This is a genomic window from Pseudomonas shahriarae (assembly GCF_014268455.2).
Classification (GTDB): Bacteria; Pseudomonadota; Gammaproteobacteria; order Pseudomonadales; family Pseudomonadaceae; genus Aquipseudomonas; species Aquipseudomonas shahriarae.
Map to the genome: position 1 here is coordinate 1,154,441 of NZ_CP077085.1, position 18,841 is coordinate 1,173,281.

The 18,841-nt window shown below is 60.4% G+C and carries 15 protein-coding genes, 1 tRNA gene and 2 pseudogenes; 7 read left to right on the plus strand and 11 right to left on the minus strand.

Annotated elements, in window-relative coordinates; genetic code table 11:
- Positions 1 to 77: 77 nt before the first annotated feature.
- From HU773_RS04995 to HU773_RS05010, 4 genes are all read right to left on the minus strand, one after another.
- The gene (locus HU773_RS04995) at positions 78 to 1,484 is read right to left on the minus strand and encodes a heavy metal sensor histidine kinase (RefSeq protein WP_057442049.1); all 1,407 of its coding nucleotides are present in this window, start codon (positions 1,482 to 1,484) and stop codon (positions 78 to 80) included.
- The gene (locus tag HU773_RS05000; protein ID WP_057958269.1) at positions 1,481 to 2,155 is read right to left on the minus strand and encodes a heavy metal response regulator transcription factor; all 675 of its coding nucleotides are present in this window, start codon (positions 2,153 to 2,155) and stop codon (positions 1,481 to 1,483) included. The genes HU773_RS04995 and HU773_RS05000 overlap by 4 nt, the downstream gene beginning before the upstream one ends.
- Before the next feature lie 291 nt (positions 2,156 to 2,446).
- Positions 2,447 to 2,620 (minus strand): hypothetical protein, encoded by a 174-nt coding sequence (locus HU773_RS05005; RefSeq protein WP_169990520.1) that lies wholly within the window; start codon positions 2,618 to 2,620, stop codon positions 2,447 to 2,449.
- Between the two features lie 185 nt (positions 2,621 to 2,805).
- Positions 2,806 to 4,134: an OprD family porin gene (locus tag HU773_RS05010; RefSeq protein ID WP_057958270.1), complete on the minus strand. Its 1,329-nt coding sequence runs from the start codon at positions 4,132 to 4,134 to the stop codon at positions 2,806 to 2,808.
- Positions 4,135 to 4,582: 448 nt separating this feature from the next.
- On the opposite strand from HU773_RS05010, the pseudogene HU773_RS27730 reads away from it, so the two are divergent.
- Positions 4,583 to 5,269: pseudogene (locus tag HU773_RS27730) on the plus strand (PAS domain-containing protein); the annotation flags it as partial.
- 108 nt (positions 5,270 to 5,377) lie between these two features.
- Positions 5,378 to 5,809, plus strand: a pseudogene (locus HU773_RS27735) (methyl-accepting chemotaxis protein); the annotation flags it as partial.
- 44 nt (positions 5,810 to 5,853) lie between these two features.
- Here the strand turns inward: HU773_RS27735 and HU773_RS05020 are convergent.
- Both HU773_RS05020 and HU773_RS05025 read right to left on the minus strand, forming a co-directional pair.
- Positions 5,854 to 6,369, minus strand: coding sequence for a GNAT family N-acetyltransferase (locus HU773_RS05020; RefSeq protein WP_057442037.1), 516 nt, complete (start codon positions 6,367 to 6,369; stop codon positions 5,854 to 5,856).
- 154 nt (positions 6,370 to 6,523) lie between these two features.
- Positions 6,524 to 7,333, minus strand: a complete 810-nt coding sequence (locus tag HU773_RS05025) for an AraC family transcriptional regulator (protein WP_057442033.1) — start codon at positions 7,331 to 7,333, stop codon at positions 6,524 to 6,526.
- Positions 7,334 to 7,486: 153 nt separating this feature from the next.
- On the opposite strand from HU773_RS05025, the gene ddlA reads away from it, so the two are divergent.
- On the plus strand, positions 7,487 to 8,581 hold the full coding sequence (gene ddlA / locus HU773_RS05030) for a D-alanine--D-alanine ligase (protein ID WP_057442032.1): 1,095 nt from the start codon (positions 7,487 to 7,489) through the stop codon (positions 8,579 to 8,581).
- A gap of 116 nt (positions 8,582 to 8,697) precedes the next feature.
- Here ddlA and ggt read toward each other — a convergent pair whose 3' ends face one another.
- Positions 8,698 to 10,542 (minus strand): gamma-glutamyltransferase, encoded by a 1,845-nt coding sequence (gene ggt, locus HU773_RS05035; RefSeq protein ID WP_186625427.1) that lies wholly within the window; start codon positions 10,540 to 10,542, stop codon positions 8,698 to 8,700.
- 309 nt (positions 10,543 to 10,851) lie between these two features.
- On the opposite strand from ggt, the gene HU773_RS05040 reads away from it, so the two are divergent.
- A complete protein-coding gene (locus tag HU773_RS05040) occupies positions 10,852 to 12,906 on the plus strand; it encodes a TonB-dependent receptor domain-containing protein (protein WP_057442027.1) in 2,055 nt (684 codons plus the stop codon).
- Positions 12,907 to 13,100: 194 nt separating this feature from the next.
- Here HU773_RS05040 and HU773_RS05045 read toward each other — a convergent pair whose 3' ends face one another.
- Positions 13,101 to 13,367: a GNAT family protein gene (locus HU773_RS05045; protein WP_225923839.1), complete on the minus strand. Its 267-nt coding sequence runs from the start codon at positions 13,365 to 13,367 to the stop codon at positions 13,101 to 13,103.
- Positions 13,368 to 13,654: 287 nt separating this feature from the next.
- Positions 13,655 to 14,656 (minus strand): SLAC1 anion channel family protein, encoded by a 1,002-nt coding sequence (locus HU773_RS05050; protein ID WP_057958273.1) that lies wholly within the window; start codon positions 14,654 to 14,656, stop codon positions 13,655 to 13,657.
- Between the two features lie 115 nt (positions 14,657 to 14,771).
- Here HU773_RS05050 and HU773_RS05055 point away from each other — a divergent pair, with 115 nt between their 5' ends.
- Positions 14,772 to 15,728, plus strand: a complete 957-nt coding sequence (locus tag HU773_RS05055; RefSeq protein WP_057958274.1) for a GlxA family transcriptional regulator — start codon at positions 14,772 to 14,774, stop codon at positions 15,726 to 15,728.
- A 62-nt stretch (positions 15,729 to 15,790) separates the two neighbouring features.
- On the plus strand, positions 15,791 to 16,396 hold the full coding sequence (locus tag HU773_RS05060; RefSeq protein WP_186625429.1) for a nucleotidyltransferase domain-containing protein: 606 nt from the start codon (positions 15,791 to 15,793) through the stop codon (positions 16,394 to 16,396).
- Between the two features lie 164 nt (positions 16,397 to 16,560).
- Here the strand turns inward: HU773_RS05060 and HU773_RS05065 are convergent, their stop codons facing one another.
- Together HU773_RS05065 and HU773_RS05070 are read right to left on the minus strand one after the other, a co-directional pair.
- Positions 16,561 to 17,001 (minus strand): hypothetical protein, encoded by a 441-nt coding sequence (locus HU773_RS05065; RefSeq protein WP_162947690.1) that lies wholly within the window; start codon positions 16,999 to 17,001, stop codon positions 16,561 to 16,563.
- Between the two features lie 140 nt (positions 17,002 to 17,141).
- Positions 17,142 to 17,218: transfer RNA gene (locus HU773_RS05070), tRNA-Met, on the minus strand.
- 387 nt (positions 17,219 to 17,605) lie between these two features.
- On the opposite strand from HU773_RS05070, the gene HU773_RS05075 reads away from it, so the two are divergent.
- Positions 17,606 to 18,823 carry an MFS transporter gene (locus HU773_RS05075; RefSeq protein WP_057958276.1) on the plus strand — a complete coding sequence of 406 codons (1,218 nt, stop codon included), beginning with the start codon at positions 17,606 to 17,608 and terminating at the stop codon, positions 18,821 to 18,823.
- The last annotated feature ends 18 nt before the right edge of the window (positions 18,824 to 18,841 follow it).

Genomic DNA, 18,841 nt, shown 5'->3' on the forward strand with positions numbered 1-18,841 from the left:
AGCTCCCTCACCACAACAACCCCCCAGCTGGCCATGGCAAGCATGTTCAGCAGGGGGCCGGACCACTAAGAGGGTTGCTACGGGGCTTTTGGGGCGGCAGACAGGGCGGGGAATATCAGTCGGAACGAGGTCACGCCACCCAGCACGCTGGTGGCCTCGGCCTGGCCCTGGTGCAGGCTGATGATCGAACGCACAATCGCCAGGCCCAGCCCGGTGCCGCCCTCGCTGCGGGCGCGGCTGTTGTCGGCGCGGTAGAAACGTTCGAACAGGTGGGGCAGGTGTTGCGCTTCAATGCCTGCGCCAGGGTTGCTCACGGTGAGTGAGACGCGCTGGTCGTGGCTGTCGATCTGCAAGGCAATGCCAGAGCCGTGCGGGCTGTGGCGGATCGCATTGGACAGCAGGTTGGAAATGGCCCGCTGGATCATCAGCCGATCCCCCAGGACCCAGGCGTCGCCGGCCAGGTTCAGGCGCAACCCTTTGTCTTCGGCGCTCAAGGCAAACAGGTCCATGACCCGCAGCGCTTCATCCCGCAGGTTCACCGTGGTAAACGACACCCGCGCCGCCGGATGGCTGACCTGGGCGAGAAACAGCATGTCGGCGACGATCCGCGCTAAGCGGTCCAGCTCTTCGGTGCTGGACTCCAGCGCCGATTTGTACTCGTCGGGCGCCCGGGCGCGGGACAGTGTCACCTGGGCCTTACCCATCAGGTTGGTCAGGGGCGCACGCAGTTCGTGGGCCAGGTCGTCGGAGAATTGCGACAACTGCTGCACACCGGCATCCAGCCGGTCGAGCATCACATTGATGCCCCGCGCCAGTTCGCTGAGTTCCCGGGGTAGATTCTCGACGGCCAGGCGATGGCTCAGGTCCTGGGTGGTGACTTTGCCGGCGACGCGGCTGAATTGCTGCAGCGGTGCCAGCCCGCGCTGCACCAGCCACCAGGCGCCCATGCCGATCAGGATCAGCAACAGCGGCAGGGCGATAACCGTGGATTGCAGATAGGCACTGAGCAGCGCCTGGTCGTCGGAACGGTCCAGGGACAGCAGCACCCGCACCTTCTCCCCGGTGTGCAGGGGCATCAGGCTCGACGCGCTGAGGATCTGGTTGCCGCGCCCATCGGTCCAGTTGAAAAAGCCCAGGGTCGGCCTGGCGGCAAAGTCGAGCAGCAAGGGTTCCTGGGGTTTGGCGCCGACGCTCAGCAGCACCGTATTGGCGGGCGACGGGCCGATGATGGTCAGGTAGAAATTGTCGTGGCCCATCACCAGGTCCAGCAGCGAATGGGGCCGGGCGCTGATGTCGCGGGTGTTGAGATCCTGCAGCAGGCTGTGCTGGATCTGCTCCATCTTGCTTTCCAGGCCCTTGCGCGCGAGGTTTTCCAGCTCGTGGGTGAGGGCCAGGTACGCCAGGGTCGCCAGCAACAGCACCAGGCCGGCGCCCATCAGGCTGACGGTGAGCCCCAGGCGCATGGATAAACTGCCAGGTCTCATTGGCGCGCTTCCAGCACATAGCCCACGCCACGAATGGTATGGATCAACTTGACCTCGCTCTGGTCGTCGATCTTGGCCCGTAGCCGGCTGATCGACACCTCCACCACGTTGGTGTCGCAGTCGAAGTTCATGTCCCAGACCAGGGAAATGATCTGCGTGCGCGTCAGGACTTCGCCGCTCTGGCGCATCAAAACCTGCAACAGCGTGAACTCCTTGGTGGTCAGGTCGATGCGCCGCGTGCCCCGGTACGCTCGGTGACGACGTGGGTCCAGCTCCAGGTCCGAGACGCGGAATACTTCCGGCAGCGCAATCGGCTCGCTGCGTCGCAGCAATGAACGCACCCTGGCCAGCAATTCGGGAAACTCGAAGGGTTTGACCAGGTAATCATCGGCGCCCATGTCCAGGCCCTTGATCTTGTCGGCCAGCCGGCCACGGGCGGTGAGCATCATCACCCGCAAGGTGTTGTTGCGGCGCAGTTGTTCCAGCACCTGCCAGCCGTCCTTGCCGGGCAGGTTGACGTCAAGGATCACCAGTTCGTAGCGGTGTTGCTCGGCCAGGTGCAGGCCGTCGATGCCGCTGGCGGCACAATCGACGACATAACCACTTTCACTCAAGCCTTGATGCAAGTAGTCGGCAGTTTTTGGCTCGTCCTCAACCACAAGGATACGCATGCAGATTGACCTCATACTGGTAAGCGGATAGGCGACGGGAGCTACGCGAGATAAGGGCTGTAGTCCCAAAAGTAGGAAAATTCTGAGCCTTGAAGCTACTTCAGGGTCAAGGCGCATCCCGCGCAATCATGCTGTTTGGGCACAGGTGCGACGATTGGTCGCTGTGGGCGGGGCTTTGACTCCACTGGGCAGGCAAAAAAAAGCGCCCGTGAGGGCGCTAAAAATTCATCTCCTTCCAAAGGAGCTCCACAAAAAAAGCTTCAAGAGATGAATGTGCTCGGAGTGCGCCGCTCAGGTCGAGGGCGCGGGTGTTTGCTGGGCTAGCACTTGGGTGCCATGGATTTGTTGCTGTTGCTGGCGAAATTCAGCCAGCAACTGACGGGAGCGCTCGCCGCCATCGTCGGCCAGCGCTGCGGTGGAGGCCGCAATGAGCAAACCGGTGAATAAACTATGCAGTACCTTCATCAACCTTCTCCGCAAAAGACCCGTGCCGTTAGTTGCCCAAAGCTACTCGGCCGGTCGATGCGGGCAGTATATGAAGTGCAACTTAACGAGAACGTGAGGCGCATATTACAGTTCTGACAGACTGCCAATTGTGAAGAAGTGCTAGTCAACGGCAAGTGAATGTAAGCACTTGCCGTTGGGGCCTATCAGAGGATGGCCAGCGGGTACTCCATGATCAGCCGGAACTCTTCCAGGTCTGATTCAAAGGCACTGGAGCGCACCGTGGCCTGGCGAATGCGCAGGGACAGGTCTTTCAAACTGCCGCCCTGAAATACATATTTGGCCTCGATGTCGCGCTCCCAGCGGCGCTGGTCAGTCAGCGGGTCGCCCGCGGCATCACGGCGCATATATACCGCGTTGGCGTTGCTGTAATCGGCGCCGGTGCCTTTGCCATAACGGGTCATGAACGATAGGCCGGGAATGCCGAAGGGCTGCATATCCAGGTCGTAGCGCAGCGCCCACGAGCGCTCCTTCGGCGAGTTGAAATCGCTGTACTGGATCGAGTTGTCGAGGAAGATCGAGTCCGACTGGCGCAGGTAGTCGAAGTCATTGTTGCCGTTGTTGCGCTGGTGCGAGAGGGCCAGGCGATGGGCGCCGACCTTGACCCCGAGCTTGGCACTCCAGATGTTGTTGTTGAGTTCGCCCAGCAGTTTTTTACCCTCGTCCTGGGTGTTGTAGTAGTTGAAACCGCCAAACAGCGAGACTTCTTCCGTCAGCGGATAGCTGGCGGCGGTGCCGAAGTAGTACTGGTCCCAGGCGTCTTTCAAGCGGCTGCTGTAGAGGCTGAGGCTCAGGTGCGGGTTCAACTGATAGTCGCCACCGAAGTAACCGACCCAGGGCGAGTTGAGGTTGCCGGCATAAAACGTCGCGAAGCCGTCACGCATACTGCTGCTGTTCGGCTGGCTCATGGCGTGCAAGCGTCCGCCCTGCAGGGTCAAGCCTTCCAGGCTGGTGTTTTCCAGGGTCACGCCGCGAAAGCTTTCCGGCAGCAGGCGTGAGTCGCCGTAATGCACCACCGGGGTTTGTGGAAAGACATCGCCGACTTTGACCACCGTATCCAACAGGCGCATTTTTACGGCACCGCCGAGTTTGCTGTAGTCGTCTTCAGGGCGATTGTCGCTGTCCACCGGCAACATGTCGAAGGAACCCCGGCCGCCGCTGCGCCCGGTGCCGGAGTCGAGCTTCAAGCCATACATCGCAAAGGCATCCAGGCCAAACCCTACAGTGCCTTGGGTGAACCCGGACTCGAACTTGCCGATCAGGCCCTGGGCCCACGCCTCTGAGTAGCCGTTGCCGGTCGGGCTGGACTGGCCTTTGCGGTCATCGCGGTTGAAGTAAAAGTTGCGTGCCAGCACGTTCAACGTACTGCCTTCGATAAAACCCTCGGGTTTATCTCCTGCGGCCATGCCCGCCAGCGGTGCAGCGCTGGCCAGTGCCGCAATGATGGAAAGGGAAAGTGTGCGGTTAGTACGCATGTATCGCTCCTCGGTGTTGGCAGCTATGAGCTTTTTAGTCGCCTGGGGCGTTCTTATTGGAGAGCTGTCCCTGATAAGGGGAGCCCGGCTCATAGTTGCAAACAGCGGATAACGCCGAGGTGGCATGCGCATTACAATTTTGCCAGCTCCACACGGGATGACGGATTGGCAATCCGCACGCGAGCCCCCTGAAACGCGGCGTTGGTTACCTTGGAGTCCCAGGTCCTGAGGCGGCCCCGTCACAACGGCTGTTGAGGGACTGAAAAAATAGTTGAGTCGAACACTCAAGCCCTCTTCAGAAAACGCCAGAAGCGCCGATGGTTAGATAAACCACTCATCTCTGCCCTCTGGTGTTCCTATGTTCAATACCCGCTTGAAGCAGGAGCTGTCCGCTCTTCGCGAAGAACTGTCCAGCCTTCAGCAGGTCCAGGAAAGCCTGGAGAGCGAGATGCTGGCCCTGAGCCTGGACCCCGAGGGCCGGATCGAGTCGGTCAACCAGAACTTCCTCGACGAAATGCTCTACAAATCCAGCGACCTGCTGGGCCATGCCATTCACGGGTTTGTGCCCGAGCATGTGAAACGCGATGAATTCCAGCAGCGCTTCAACAACGCCCTGAGCCGTGGCGAACACTATGCCGGCACCGTGCGCCTGTTGCGCGGCAACGGCAAGGAGGCGTGGTTGCGTTCCATCGTGCAGCCGGTGCGGAGCTCGGATGGGCGCATCAAGCGGTTTTCGGTGTACTCCAGCGACCTGACCCGCACCATCGAAGCCTCCCGCGAGCACGAAAACCTGATCACCGCCCTGGTGCGCTCCACGGCGGTGATCGAGTTTGACCTCAATGGCAACGTGCTGGCTGCCAACGAGCGTTTCCTGCAGGGCATGGGTTACAGCCTGGCGCAGATCCTGGGCAAGCCGCACCGTATGTTCTGTGAACCGCAGGATTACAACAGCGCCGAGTACCAGGCGTTCTGGAAGCGTTTGAACAGCGGTGAGTTTGTGGCCGGGCGCTTCAAGCGTGTCGACGCCCATGGTCGCGAGGTCTGGCTGGAAGCGTCCTATAACCCGGTACTGGATGCCAATAACCGGCTGTACAAAGTGGTCAAGTTCGCCACGGTGATCACCGACCAGATCAATCAGGAACGCGCGGTGGCCGAGGCTGCCAACATTGCCTACAGCACCTCGCTGCAAACCGACAGCAGCGCCCAGCGCGGTACCGCCGTGGTCACCCAGGCGGTGGAGGTGATGCGCGACCTGGCCAAACACATGGAACAGGCGGGTGAGGGGATCGAGGCCCTGAATGCTCAGTCCCAGGTGATTGGCAGTATCGTCAAGACCATCAGCGGGATTGCCGAGCAAACCAACCTACTGGCGCTCAACGCCGCCATCGAAGCGGCCCGTGCCGGCGAGCAGGGGCGCGGGTTTGCGGTGGTGGCCGATGAAGTGCGGCAGTTGGCCTCGCGTACCAGCAAAGCCACTGAAGAAATCGTCGGCGTGGTGCGCCAGAACCAGGACATGGCCCGCGATGCCGTGGCGCTGATGACCGATGGCCGGCTGCAGGCCGAGCAGGGGCTGTCCCTGGCGGCCGAGGCCGGTACGGTGATCGTCGAGATCCAGGACGGCGCGCAGAAAGTAGTGAGTGCGGTTGGCCAGTTTGCCAATCAGTTATCCAGCTAGGCCGCAGGCCGGCTCAAAGGCAGGAGCTGTGTTTGGCCAGCCAGTCAGGGGGCGTGGACCTCGAACAGCAATAGGTCGAACCACTGCCCGTCGAGCAGGAACGCCTTGCGTGAATGCCCATACTGGGTAAAACCGCTGCGCTGCAACACCCGCAACGAGCCCGGGTTTTCCGGGCGCACGGTGGCCTCGATGCGCTTGAGGGCGTGCTCGCCAAAGGCTTTTTGCAGGCCCAGTGCCACAGCTTGCCGGGCCAGGCCGCGCCCCGTGAACTCGGCCCCCATGCGATAGCCCAGGGACGCTGAGTGATAGTAGCGGCGGCGCACCTGGGTAAAGTTGATCCGCCCCACCAGCACGCCGTTTTCGCGGATCAGGTACTGATAGGCGCGGTCTTCACTGGCCTCCAGCAGCGCACTCTCGATGGCGCGTTGTACCCCTTCCACGTTGTAGTAAGCCTCGGGCCGGGCATTGATCCAACTTTCGAAAAAGGCCCGATTGGCCAGCTCGAACGCCAGCAGCTCGTTCACGTCATCCCACTGGGGGGGCGTCAATGTCAGGTTCATCCGTGGAAAACCTCGCGGTGGTGGTAGCGCATCCTTTCTTCTCACACTCGGGGCGCTGGTGGCAATGAGGCTGGGGTCATTGCGGTCCGGACCTGTTCTGCAGGCGGCTTGGATTTTCTGTAGGAGCGAGCTTGGTCCTACCGTTTCTATTGGCTTATCGGCCTAGCATCTTCACCCACCGCGAAGGCGGTATGCCAAAGGTACTGCGAAACTGCCGGGTCATGTGGCTCTGGTCGGTGAACCCGGCGATCAGCGCCGCATCCACCAGTGACTGGCCCTGGCCCAGCAGGTTGCGCACCAGATCCAGGCGGCGCATGGTCAGGTAACGATAGGGGCTGGTGCCGAACAACAGGCGAAAGTCCCGCGACAAGGCCCAGCGATCCCGCCCGCAGTGCGCGGCCATTTCATCCAGGGTGATGCTGCGCCCCAGGGCGCTGTGGATAAATTCCCGGGCCCGCTCGGCGGCCTGGTAATCAAACGTCTTGCGGCTGACGCTGATGCCCGACGCGTTGTTCAGGGCGTGGGCCAGGTCGAACAACGCGTCCTGCTCCTGCAGCGGGTCCAGCGGGCAGTCGAGCTGCTGCACAAAGGCCTGGCAGGCCCGGTGCAGCCATGGGTCGTTGGACAGCCCGTTGTGGATAAACGGCAACGGCTTGCCGCCGAGAACCTGCTGGATCTGCGCCGGCTCCACATAAATCATCCGGTACTTGAAGCCCTCGTCGCTGCCGGCCCAGCCATCGTGGACTTCGTCGGGGTGGATCACCATGGTCGTGCCCGGCAGGCTGTGGGTCTGGCCGCCGCGATAATGAAAGCTCTGCACACCGAACAGGGTATGGCCGATGGCGTACGTATCGTGGCGATGAGGGTCGAAGCCGAACCCGGAGAAATATGCCTCGATCCGCTCCAGGCCGCTGGCATGAGGCGCCCGGTGCAGCCAGTCGATATTTGCAGTGGGTTTGCCCATGGGATGTTTTCGAAATATGTCGGATGGAGTTACGTTAACTGAGTCTGGGGCGGCTGTCTGCCAGGGTCTTGAACGATTGTGCGCGGCCTCAACGGTGGCAGGCTGCTGACCGCTCGTGGTAATAAACCCTACATTTCAAATGTGAGGCAGGTTATGAGCAAGTTGCGGGTAGGTATTATTTTTGGTGGGCGTTCGGCCGAGCATGAAGTGTCCTTGCAGTCGGCACGCAACATCGTCGACGCCCTCGACCGCACGCGCTTCGAGCCGGTACTGATCGGCATCGACAAGGCCGGCCACTGGCACCTCAACGACACCTCGAACTTCCTGCTCAACCAGGAAAACCCGGCGCTGATCGCCCTCAACCAGTCCAACCGCGAACTGGCGGTGGTGCCGGGCAAGGCCAGCCAGCAACTGGTGGAAACCTCGGGCCAGGGCTTGCTGGAACACGTCGATGTGATCTTCCCCATCGTCCACGGCACCCTCGGCGAAGACGGTTGCCTGCAAGGCTTGCTGCGCATGGCGGACCTGCCGTTTGTGGGTTCCGACGTGCTGGGGTCGGCGGTGTGCATGGACAAGGACATCAGCAAGCGCCTGTTGCGTGATGCCGGTATCGCCGTGGCGCCCTTTATCACCCTTAACCGTGGCAACGCGGCACGCACAACCTTCGATCAGGCTCGGCAAAAGCTGGGGTTGCCCCTGTTCGTCAAACCGGCCAACCAAGGCTCCTCGGTGGGCGTGAGCAAGGTGGCTGACGAAGCCGAGTACCTGGCGGCGATTGAACTGGCCCTGGGTTTCGATGAAAAAGTGTTGGTGGAGTCTGCCGTCAAAGGCCGCGAAATCGAATGCGCGGTGCTGGGCAACGAGCGTCCCATCGCCAGCGGTTGTGGTGAGATCGTGGTGCGTGACGGCTTCTATTCCTACGACAGCAAGTACATCGACGACCAGGCCGCCCAAGTGCTGGTGCCGGCGGACATCAGCGTCGAAGCCAGCGAACGCATTCGTGCCCTGGCCGTCGAGGCCTTTGAAGTGCTGGGCTGCGCCGGGCTGGCGCGGGTCGATGTGTTTCTTTGCGAGGACGGTGAAGTACTGATCAATGAGGTCAACTCACTGCCAGGGTTCACGCGCATCAGCATGTATCCCAAGCTGTGGCAGGCGGCGGGGATGAGCTACAGCGAACTGGTCAGCCGCCTGATCGAACTGGCGCTGGAGCGGCATGGGATGCGCAAGGGGCTGAAGATCAGTCGCTAAGCTTCAACCGCCATCGCCGGCAAGCCAGCTTCTACAGGGTATGGCGTATTCTGCCGTTAACTTTGTAGGAGCCGGCTTGCCAGCGATGAGGCCCGTAAAGGCGATACAACCCTGGGTCAATCCCCCAACGCTTCCCCTTCACGACGCGGATCCGCGCCCCCACTCCAGGTCGCCTTACCCTGGGCATCGCGTACTCGCACGATGGCCTGGGTGCCGCTGGTCATCTCGATCTCGCTCAAGGTATGCCCTCGCTCCTTGAGCGCCGCCTTCAACGGCTCGCTGAACAGCCCTTGCTCCAGCTCGGTCGCGCCGTTGCGGCTGCCGAAGTTGGGCAGGCTGATGGCGGCTTGCGGGTCGAGGTTCCAGTCGAGCATGCCCACCAGGGATTTACTCACGTATTCGATGATCTGCGATCCGCCGGGGGAGCCGACCGTGGCCAGCAGCTCGCCACTTTGGCGGTCGAAGACCAGGGTTGGCGCCATGGACGACCGGGGGCGTTTGCCCGGCTCGATGCGGTTGGCCACCGGCTGGCCGTTTTCCTCGGGGATAAAGGAAAAATCAGTCATCTGATTGTTCAGCAGGAAGCCCTGAACCATGACGTGGGAACCGAACGCGGCTTCGATGGTGGTGGTCATCGACACTGCGCCACCCAGGTCATCCACGGCCACCACTTGCGAGGTGGAAATGCGCAGCGGCGAGCGATCCGGCGCGTAGGCCACTTGAACGCCCATCGGTTGGCCGGGCTTGGCCACGCCCATGCTGCGTTCGCCGATCAATCCTGCGCGGCTGGCCAGGTAGCCGGGGGCGACCAGGCCCGCGACCGGCACCGGGACGAAGTCCGTATCGGCGACGTATTGCCCACGGTCGGCGTAAGCCAGGCGATCAGCTTCGGCAATCAGATGCACCGCTTCGGGCACCGGTTCCAGGCCGGCGGCTGTCGCGCTCTTCACCGGCTTGAGCGGCGCCAGGGCCCAGCGTGGGTCGCGGGCTTCGAGGGCCTGCAAGGTGCCGAGGATCTGCGCAATGGCCACCCCGCCTGAAGAGGGCGGTGGCATGCCGCACACTTGCCAGCGCTTGTAGTCGGTACACAGCGGCGCGCGCTCCTTGGCGCGGTAGCCCTTGAGATCGCTCAGTGCAAGGCGCCCCGTGTTCTGATGACCCTGGACCTTGCGTGCAATCTCCTCGGCGATCGGGCCGTGGTACAGCGCGTCGGGTCCTTCCTTGGCGATGCGCTTGAACACATTGGCCAGCGCCGGGTTTTTCAACAGGGTACCGGTGGCTTTCGGGCTGCCGTCGGCGTTGAGGAAGTACGCCGCCATGTCCGGTGACTGGCTGATGTAGCGATCGGCGGCGATCAGGCTGTGCAGGCGCGGGGAAATCGCAAAGCCTTGCTCGGACAGCTGGATCGCCGGCACAAACAACTGCGCCCAGGGCAGACGGCCGCTGTGTTCGTGGGCCATCTTCAGCGCGCGCAGCACACCGGGGGTGGCGACCGAACGACCACCGATCTGCGCCTGGGCAAACGCCATCGGTGTGCCGTCGGCCTTCAACAACATATCGGCCGTGGCGCCGGCCGGGGCCGTTTCACGGCCGTCATAGGCCCGTACCTGCTTGCCATCCCACAGCATGATAAAGGCGCCACCACCGATCCCCGAGGACTGCGGCTCCACCAGTGTCAGCACCGCTTGCATGGCGATGGCCGCGTCAATCGCCGAGCCACCCTGGCGCAGGATCTTGCGCCCGGCTTCGGCCGCCAGCGGGTTGGCCGCCGCCGCCATATGGCGTTCGGCGTGGCGTACCGTCATGTCCGTGCGATAACCCGAACCCAGCTCCGGGGCGGGCGGCAGGTCGGGGGTGCTGGTGCTGTTGCAGGCACCGAGGCTGAGGGCGGCGATGATCACCGAGAGGCTGGTAAGGCGCTGCAAGCGTAGGTTGAAAAGCACGCGCTGAACTCCGTTCATTTTGAGAATGATCTGTTGTCCCTGGGGTGATGCTTGGCGGGTAAAACGCACCTGGCAGATATCTGCGGGGAGGAGGGCGGACACTAACAGCGGGAGACAGGAGCGTCAAAATCCCCCCTCCGGCTTCGGCGTTCTCGGCCATCTTGGCCTATGACCAGGCGTGGCGCAGACAACAAATTTGTTTCAACCGCATGGGGTTGTTGCGAGATTTTTCAAAAACGTCTTTCTAAATGATAAGGATTTGCATTACGATCCTTGGCCTTTAATGCTCCACCATGGTGCATATTGGCCCAACAAGGACTGTTTGCAATGAAAACCCCTCCCTGCCTTTTCAGCTCTCTTTTCCTCACCGCCGGCGTGCTGATCGCCGCCCCCGTGTTGCAGGCAGAAGAGATTGGCGAGGTCGATAAACACGCCGTCACCGAACTCGATACCTCATTCGTCACCGCCACCGGCGGCGCCACGGACCTGCGCGACGCACCGGCCAGCGTCAGCGTGATTACCCGCGAAGAAATCGAGCGCCAGCCGGTGTACGACCTCAATACCCTGCTGCGGCGTGTACCCGGGGTCACCGGTGGCTTCGGCCCGGTGGGCGAGCAATCGAAAATCAAACTGCGTGGCCTGGACGACAAGTACACCTTGATCCTGGTGGACGGCAAACGCCTCGGTGGTTCCGGAGACTTGAGCTATCGCCGCGACCTGGCGCGCCAGGACCTGAACTGGATCACCCCGAACATGATTGAGCGCATCGAGATCGTGCGCGGCCCCATGTCGTCGCTGTACGGCTCGGATGCCATGGGCGGGGTGATCAACATCATCACGCGCAAGGTCTCGAGCACCTGGAGCGGTTCGGCCAACGTCAACACCACGATTCCCGAAGATTCCGACCGTGGCCAGACCACCCAGACCAGCCTCAACCTGTCCGGGCCGTTGACCGAGTCCGTGGGCCTGCGCCTGGGCGCCAACCTGACCCGGCGGGCCGCCGATGAGGTCACGGCGCGCCTGGATAAGGATGGCGAGTTCATGTACGGCGACGGCGCTGGCGGCGCCAAGGACCATAGCGTCAACGCCTTGCTCGACTGGAAAATCAATGACGAGCAAAGCCTGTCGTTCGAGGCCGTGCATGGCGTCGAGCGCTCCTGGTCGAGCAAAAAGACCTTTGGCGATTGGGGCGAAACCCTCGGCGCTGGCTTCGGTCCTGGGCGGTTGATTCGCGACAGCTACTCTGTGTCCCACAGCGGGGACTGGAGTTTCGGTACCTCGAAGGTCGACCTGTACCTGAACAAATTCAAGAACGACATCGACTGGGGCAAATCCAGCGCCGAAGAGAAAATCGCCGAAGGCAGCCTGAACATTCCGTTTGAGTTGTTGCTCAGCCAGCGCATGACCGTGGGCGGGCAGTGGAAGCGTGAAGAACTGACCAACAGCGATACCCTGGGCACGGTGCCTGTGGACTACCAGGGCGCTGCGGTTTCCGGTTCGTCGCTCAAGGGTGACTACTCGGCCGCGTTTATCGAAGATGAGTTGTACCTGCTCGACAACCTGGCCCTGACCCTGGGCAACCGTTTCGACCACAGTCAAGACTATGGCAACCACAACAGCCCGCGGGCGTACTTGGTCTACCATCCGCACCCGGACTGGACCGTGCGCGGCGGGGTGTCCAAGGGCTTCCGTGCGCCAAGCCTGAAAGAGGGCAGCGCCGGCGCCGCCACTGAATCCGGCGGTCGCGGTTGCGGCTCCTTGAAACCCCTGGGTTATGTGAGCGGCAGTTGCTGGATGGCCGGTAACCCGAACCTGTCGCCAGAGACCAGCGTCAACAAGGAAATAGGCGTGTCCTTCGACCGTGACGGTTGGGAGGCCAGCCTGACCTACTTCCACACCGACTTCGAAGACAAGATCGAATACGCGCCACTGGGCCAGTTCCAGGGTCGCTGGTGGACCATGCTGGAAAACGTCGAAGAAGCGCGCACCCGCGGCTGGGAAGGCTCGGTTCGCGTACCACTGACCGATTCCCTGGACTGGCGCACCAACGCCACCTACATGCTGGAGAGCAAAAACCTGTCCACCGGCGAAGACCTGATCAGCGCGCCCAAGTTGTCGGCTTTCAGTGCAATCAACTGGCAAGCCACCGACACACTCAACACCGAACTGTCGGCGCAGCATGTCGGCAAGCAGCGGGGTGTGGGTAACGACTTCGTCAAGTCCTACACCACCTATGACCTGACGGCGAACCTGGCCGTGACCAAGTGGTTGACGCTCAATGGCGGCGTGCAGAACTTGCTGGATGAAGATGCGCGGGATGGTTCGACGACGTTCTATGTGCCGGGCCGGGCGTTTTTTGCCGGGGCTACGACTTACTTTTGAGGTGTAGCCATGCCCCGCGAGCAACAGCTGCTCGCGGGCTTGCTGATGGCTCAGTCCATTTTAGGATTGATCAGGCGCCATTGATCTGAAGGTAGGCGCGTGCCTTGCCTTCGGTTTCGAATCCTAAGTGCGTTAACAGACGCGCGCTGCGCAGGTTCTCCGGTCGGTCATTGGCCATGATCCGGTGCAGCTTCCTACCCTCGATGCTCATCGCTATCGCGCATCAGCACGTGCAAGGCCTCGCCTCTGGCGGCTTTGTGCTCCATCAACTGCAGCCGTTGAGTCACGGCATCAAGGTTGAAAAATCCACCATCTCGCAGCGGTTCCCACGGTTGGAGATAGGTACGATTTTCCAGCAAATAAGTGTGCATTGTTGCCGCATGAGATGCATGGACCGTGCGCAGTACCAACCGATGGGTCGTCAGGGGATCAACAAGGGGAACTGCCTTGTTACCTTTCAACGTTCACCTCGGATCATTTGGTGATAAAGGTAGCGATAGAGCCGTTGCGGGCGAGCCCGCCTGATGGCGCAAATCTGCGGTTCACATAACCCTTGCCTGGCCATTGTTCGGTTTGCTCGCGATCAAGGCTGGCAACGGCCCGGTCTGGCGCTTGGGGAGTAGCATGGTTGATGGGAGCCATTGTCTTTGGCGGTGTACGCTAGGTGAGTTAGCACTCAGAGCCGGCATGACGATGCGCAAAGGCAAAAAAGCGAGCCCGTTAAGGCTCGCCAAAGGGAGGTAAACGGTCAGTTGGCCAACAGTTTTCCGCTGAGCAGGCTGGTCAGGGTTTTCACCAGCAGCACGCTCAGTGCCACAGTGAGGAACAGCAGGATCACAGCGGCGATGACCATCAACACGCTGCTGTCCTGGGCATGTGCATATTTCAACGCTGCGTTGCTCAGCGCTGCGATGGGGAAGCTGATTGCCCACCATGAAGGGGCAAAAGGCACATCCCGACGGAACACTTTGAAGCTCAGCACCACGAACAGGAACAGGCCGAAGTAGAACAACACGCTGGCAAACCGGTCGATCTCGCCGAACACGTTGGTGTAGGCCAGAAAACCTACTTCAAAGGGGGCAATCAGGATCATCAGCGAAGGCACCATGCCTTTGGCCGGAGCGGCCTCATGCACCAGCCGCGAAAAGATTCGGGTGAAGAATACCAGCGCCAGCACCGCACCCACGGCGAGGGCAAACAGGTTGAACTCAGTCGCCCAGGCCATCGGCATATGCGCACCGGTTACCGCGATATCAAGGGTGGCAACGCCTGGAATCAGCCAGGCAGGTACGGCATTCAACGGGTCCTGATTGCCCGACAACAGACGGTAAACCACGAAGCCTGCGAGCAGCACCGTCAGTGCGCTGCCTAGTATCCAGAGAGCCTGTCCGAGCCATTCGTTGTGGGCCCCCGCGACTGCCGAAAGCAACAGCAGTGCAATGGTGACGGTGCCAAAAAAGTTGCTGGCAATCGGGTGGTTGAACTCGGCCTTGACTGCTGCTGGATGTTTCACCCATTTGGTCAGGTAACCCAGGGTCAACAGCACGAATACCAGGCCGGCCAGCGCGCCAATGGCCTCACCCAAGCTGCCGCCGACGCCGTAATACTGACCACTCAAGCGCCAAGCCAGGGCCAGGCCGGCCAAACCCATCACTGAGCCGAATAAATTGATAGGCAGGTTTTTGATCGAAGTTTTGCTGACGGTTACCGCTCGAGCGGTATCGACGGTGGGGGTGTATGCAGTGTTCATGCTAGTCTCTTGATTGACTGAATTTGCTGTTGTGGATATTTTCAGCCAAATAAACATTGGCTGAAATAGTCATAAAGCGATGTATTCAGCCAATTATTCGACAAGGACAGACATCATGCGTATCACCCTTCTGGCATTCCCTCGTGTGCAACTGCTGGACGTCGCCGGGCCCGCCGATATCTTTGCTGAAGCCGCCAAGCAACTGGGGAACCCGCGTGCCTATCGGGTCGAAGTCATCGGTACCAGCAAGGGCCTGATCAAAACCTCAAGTGGTTTGAAGCTTGGCATTGATGAAACCTTCGAAACATATAAGGGCAAGGTCGACACCTTGCTCGTGGCCGGCAGCCCACATATCAACGAAATCGCGCATGACCCTGCGTTGCAAGATTGGCTACGCCGGCAAGCCAAATCCGTCCGTCGTATCGGCTCAGTCTGTAGCGGTGCTTTTTTGCTGGCCGCCGCAGGTCTGCTCGACGGGCGCCGTGTCACCACCCATTGGAATTCCAGCGCAAGACTTGCCAAGGAGTATCCGCACACCCACGTCGATCCGGATAGCATCTTTATCAAGGACGGCAACATCTACACGTCGGCGGGTGTTACGGCGGGCATGGACCTGGCGTTGGCGCTGGTCGAAGAAGATTACGGCAGAGAATTGGCGCTCAGCGTGGCCCGTGAAATGGTGATGTTCTTCAAGCGGCCTGGCGGGCAATCGCAGTTCAGCGCGCAACTGGCAGCGCAAACCGCCGAACGCAGCGTGATCCGGGACGTGCAGGAATATGTGGTAGAGCACCTGAAGGCCGACTTGAGCGTCCCTGCCTTGGCCGCCCGCGCCGGTATGAGTGAGCGAAACTTCGCCCGTACCTTCAAGGCTGAAGCCGGTTCGACCCCGGCCGAATTTGTCGAATTGGCCCGCATTGATGCGGCCAGACGGCTGATTGAAGATGCCGATGTTTCACTTAAACGCTTGGCCGATACAGTCGGTTATGCCAATGCGGACGGGTTCAGAAGGGCATTTATGCGGCGTCTCGGCGTTGGGCCAAGTGATTATCGAAAGCGGTTTTCATTGATGTGATGCGTGAGTGGCCCAATGCGCTAGGCATGCCAGTAATTTTCAGAACGATCGGAGATCAGGTTATGACGGACAAGGCTCTGGCGCCGGATCAAGAACTATGGCGTTCATGGACGCCCGCTGAGTTGGCTGTTCGCCTGAAGACCGTCTCGCTCCCCTGGTGCGTTGTCGGCGGGTGGGCGCTTGACCTATGGCACGGCGAAAAAACGAGGGAGCATGACGATATAGAGTTCACCCTGTTGCGAGACGATTTTCTGGAGTTCCGGCACGCGCTTGGCGACCTTGATATGTACACCGCGAAGGCCGGAGTGCTCACTTTTCTCCCCGTGGGTCAAAGCCCAGGATTAGACATTCAGCAGGTGTGGTGTTTCGACCCTGTTGCGCAAGCCTGGCGGGTGGACATGATGATTGAATCAGGAAGCCCTGAAGTATGGGTATACAAACGGGATGGGTCTATCCGGTTTCCCCGTACCGAAATGTTGTATCTGAGCAGTGAGGGCATTCCATATTTAAGGCCAGCGGCGATCCTCTTGTTCAAAGCCCTGCACGTGCGGCCAAAGGATGAGGAGGATTTTCACAAGACCTTGCCGACGCTGCCCGATGAGGAGGTGGCGTGGCTGAGGCGGCATTTGCTGAAGCTTCATCCGGGGCATCACTGGATAACCCATTGATCAACAATTGCCCGCTGCATTGGGTTCTCCCTTTTGAGGGCGCATCGCCACACTTCTGTGGTCTCGACGCGTCGCGCAGTATCAAGCTCCTGAGCGACCCTGGCATGAGCCTCGGCCATTCGCATCTCCAGCTTACGCTTTACTGAGCGAACTTGAGCGTAGGGTCAGGGCTGCGAGTGCTCGGCATAGATTGCCATGGCCTTTTCGTAGCTGTCGGTGTTGAGGAAATCATTCTCGTATGCGCCCTGAACTTTTGCCCTGCCACCTTCGATCCCGGAGAGTGCAATTGCGACAGCGAGTGAGTTGTTGTGGCCGCACTCCTCAACGGGAAAACCACGTAGCAGGATATCCGCGACGCCCTTCAACACTGGAGGTGGCAGCTTCTCAAGGTAGTAAGCAGCAGCGGGCGGTGCGTCGCCTTGATAGTCTTTTTCGTCAATTGCGATCTGCGCCAGTTGGACGAGAAAACGGGTGCAGTTGGCGTGAGATAGAAAGAATGAGTCCGCGATCTGGGACGAGTGCCAGCAAAGAATAAGCAGTTCGCGAAGCGTCTCTTCTGATGGGATGCCTTCATCGATGATGGTCTGCGCCCGAGCTTCCGCCATGTGCTATTGAAGCATGCGTGTGGGCCTACACAGAGGGGAAGGATGGGGTAGAGGTAGACAGCCAGAAACAAGAAAGCCCGCACGAGGCGGGCTTCTTGAGGTGATTCATAGACTGCTGTAGACATCTATGGATCGGTACTTGGTGGCTACACAGGGACTTGAACCCCGGACCCCAGCATTATGAATGCTATGCTCTAACCAACTGAGCTATGTAGCCAAGTGGCGCGCATTATTCGCGTAGAACGGGAATGCGTCAAGCGCTTTTTTTGAAAATTTATCTACGCTATCAACTGTTTAAGGAAAAACACCGGGTGAGGCGACCAGTGGCTGGGGATTTGTGCACTTCACCAGGCCGCGAACATCTGAGTGTGGGGCTTGCCTGCGATGGCATCTGATACACCGAGTTGCCTGCATCGCGGGCAAGCCCGGCTCCCACACAAGCCCGCACACATTTGATTTGTGGCGCGTTCGGCGCCTGGCAGGTGTTCGCTGCAACGATTCACCTACTCGTTAGCCTGCTAACGGGATAGCCTTCCTGCCCCATTAAGTGGCACATTGTCACACCTGCACCTGTGCATCCATCTGCTGTACGGAAACGTTCCTCATGGCCCTTACCAATTCCCAGCCTTCAGTGGCTACGGCGCCGGCCGCGGCGCAATCCAGCCCGTTGGTCATGCGTATCATCGGCGCCGTGGCGCTGGCGCACTTGATCAATGACTTGATTCAGGCGGTGTTGCCGTCGATCTACCCGATGCTCAAGCAAAGCTATGGCCTGACCTTTACCCAGGTCGGCCTGATTACCCTGACGTTCCAGCTCACGGCCTCGCTGCTGCAGCCATGGGTGGGGTATTACACCGACCGTCATCCCAAGCCGTTCCTGTTGCCCTGCGGGATGATCTGTACGCTGGTGGGGATTTTGATGATGTCCCAGGTCGGCAGTTTCCCGCTGATTCTGCTGGCGGCGGCGTTGATCGGTATTGGCTCCTCGACCTTCCACCCGGAGGCGTCCCGCGTGGCGCGCCTGGCCTCGGGTGGGCGTTATGGCCTGGCACAATCGACCTTCCAGGTGGGCGGTAACGTGGGTTCGGCGTTTGGCCCGTTGCTGGCGGCGGCGATCATCATTCCGTTCGGCCAGGGCAATGTCGCCTGGTTCGGCTTGTTCGCGGTGTTTGCCCTGGGCGTGCTGTATGCGATCAGCCGCTGGTACCGCAACCATTTGAACCTGTTCAAGCTCAAGCAAGGCCAGGCCGCCACCCATGGCCTGTCGAAAAACCGTGTGCTCGGCGCGCTGGTGGTGCTGGGGCTGTTGGTGTTCTCCAAGTACTTCTACATGGCCAGCTTCACCAGTTACTTCACCTTTTACCTGATCGAGAAGTTCGACCTGTCGGTGGCCAGTTCCCAGTTGCATCTGTTCCTGTTCCTCGGCGCGGTGGCGGCGGGTACGTTCTTTGGCGGGCCGATTGGCGACAAGATCGGCCGTAAGGCGGTGATCTGGTTCTCGATCCTCGGTGTGGCGCCGTTCACCTTGCTGTTGCCCCATGTCGACCTGTTCTGGACCAGCGTGCTCAGTGTGGTGATCGGTTTTATCCTGGCCTCGGCGTTCTCGGCGATTGTGGTGTACGCGCAGGAATTGGTACCGGGCAATGTAGGGATGATCGCCGGGGTGTTCTTTGGCCTGATGTTTGGGTTTGGCGGGATTGGCGCGGCGTTGCTGGGGTATCTGGCAGATATTCATGGCATCGAGTACGTGTACACGTTGTGCTCGTTCCTGCCATTGCTCGGGGTGCTGGCGATTCTGTTGCCTCGCACGAAAAAAGCGTAAAGCCGTAAGGTTTGCCCT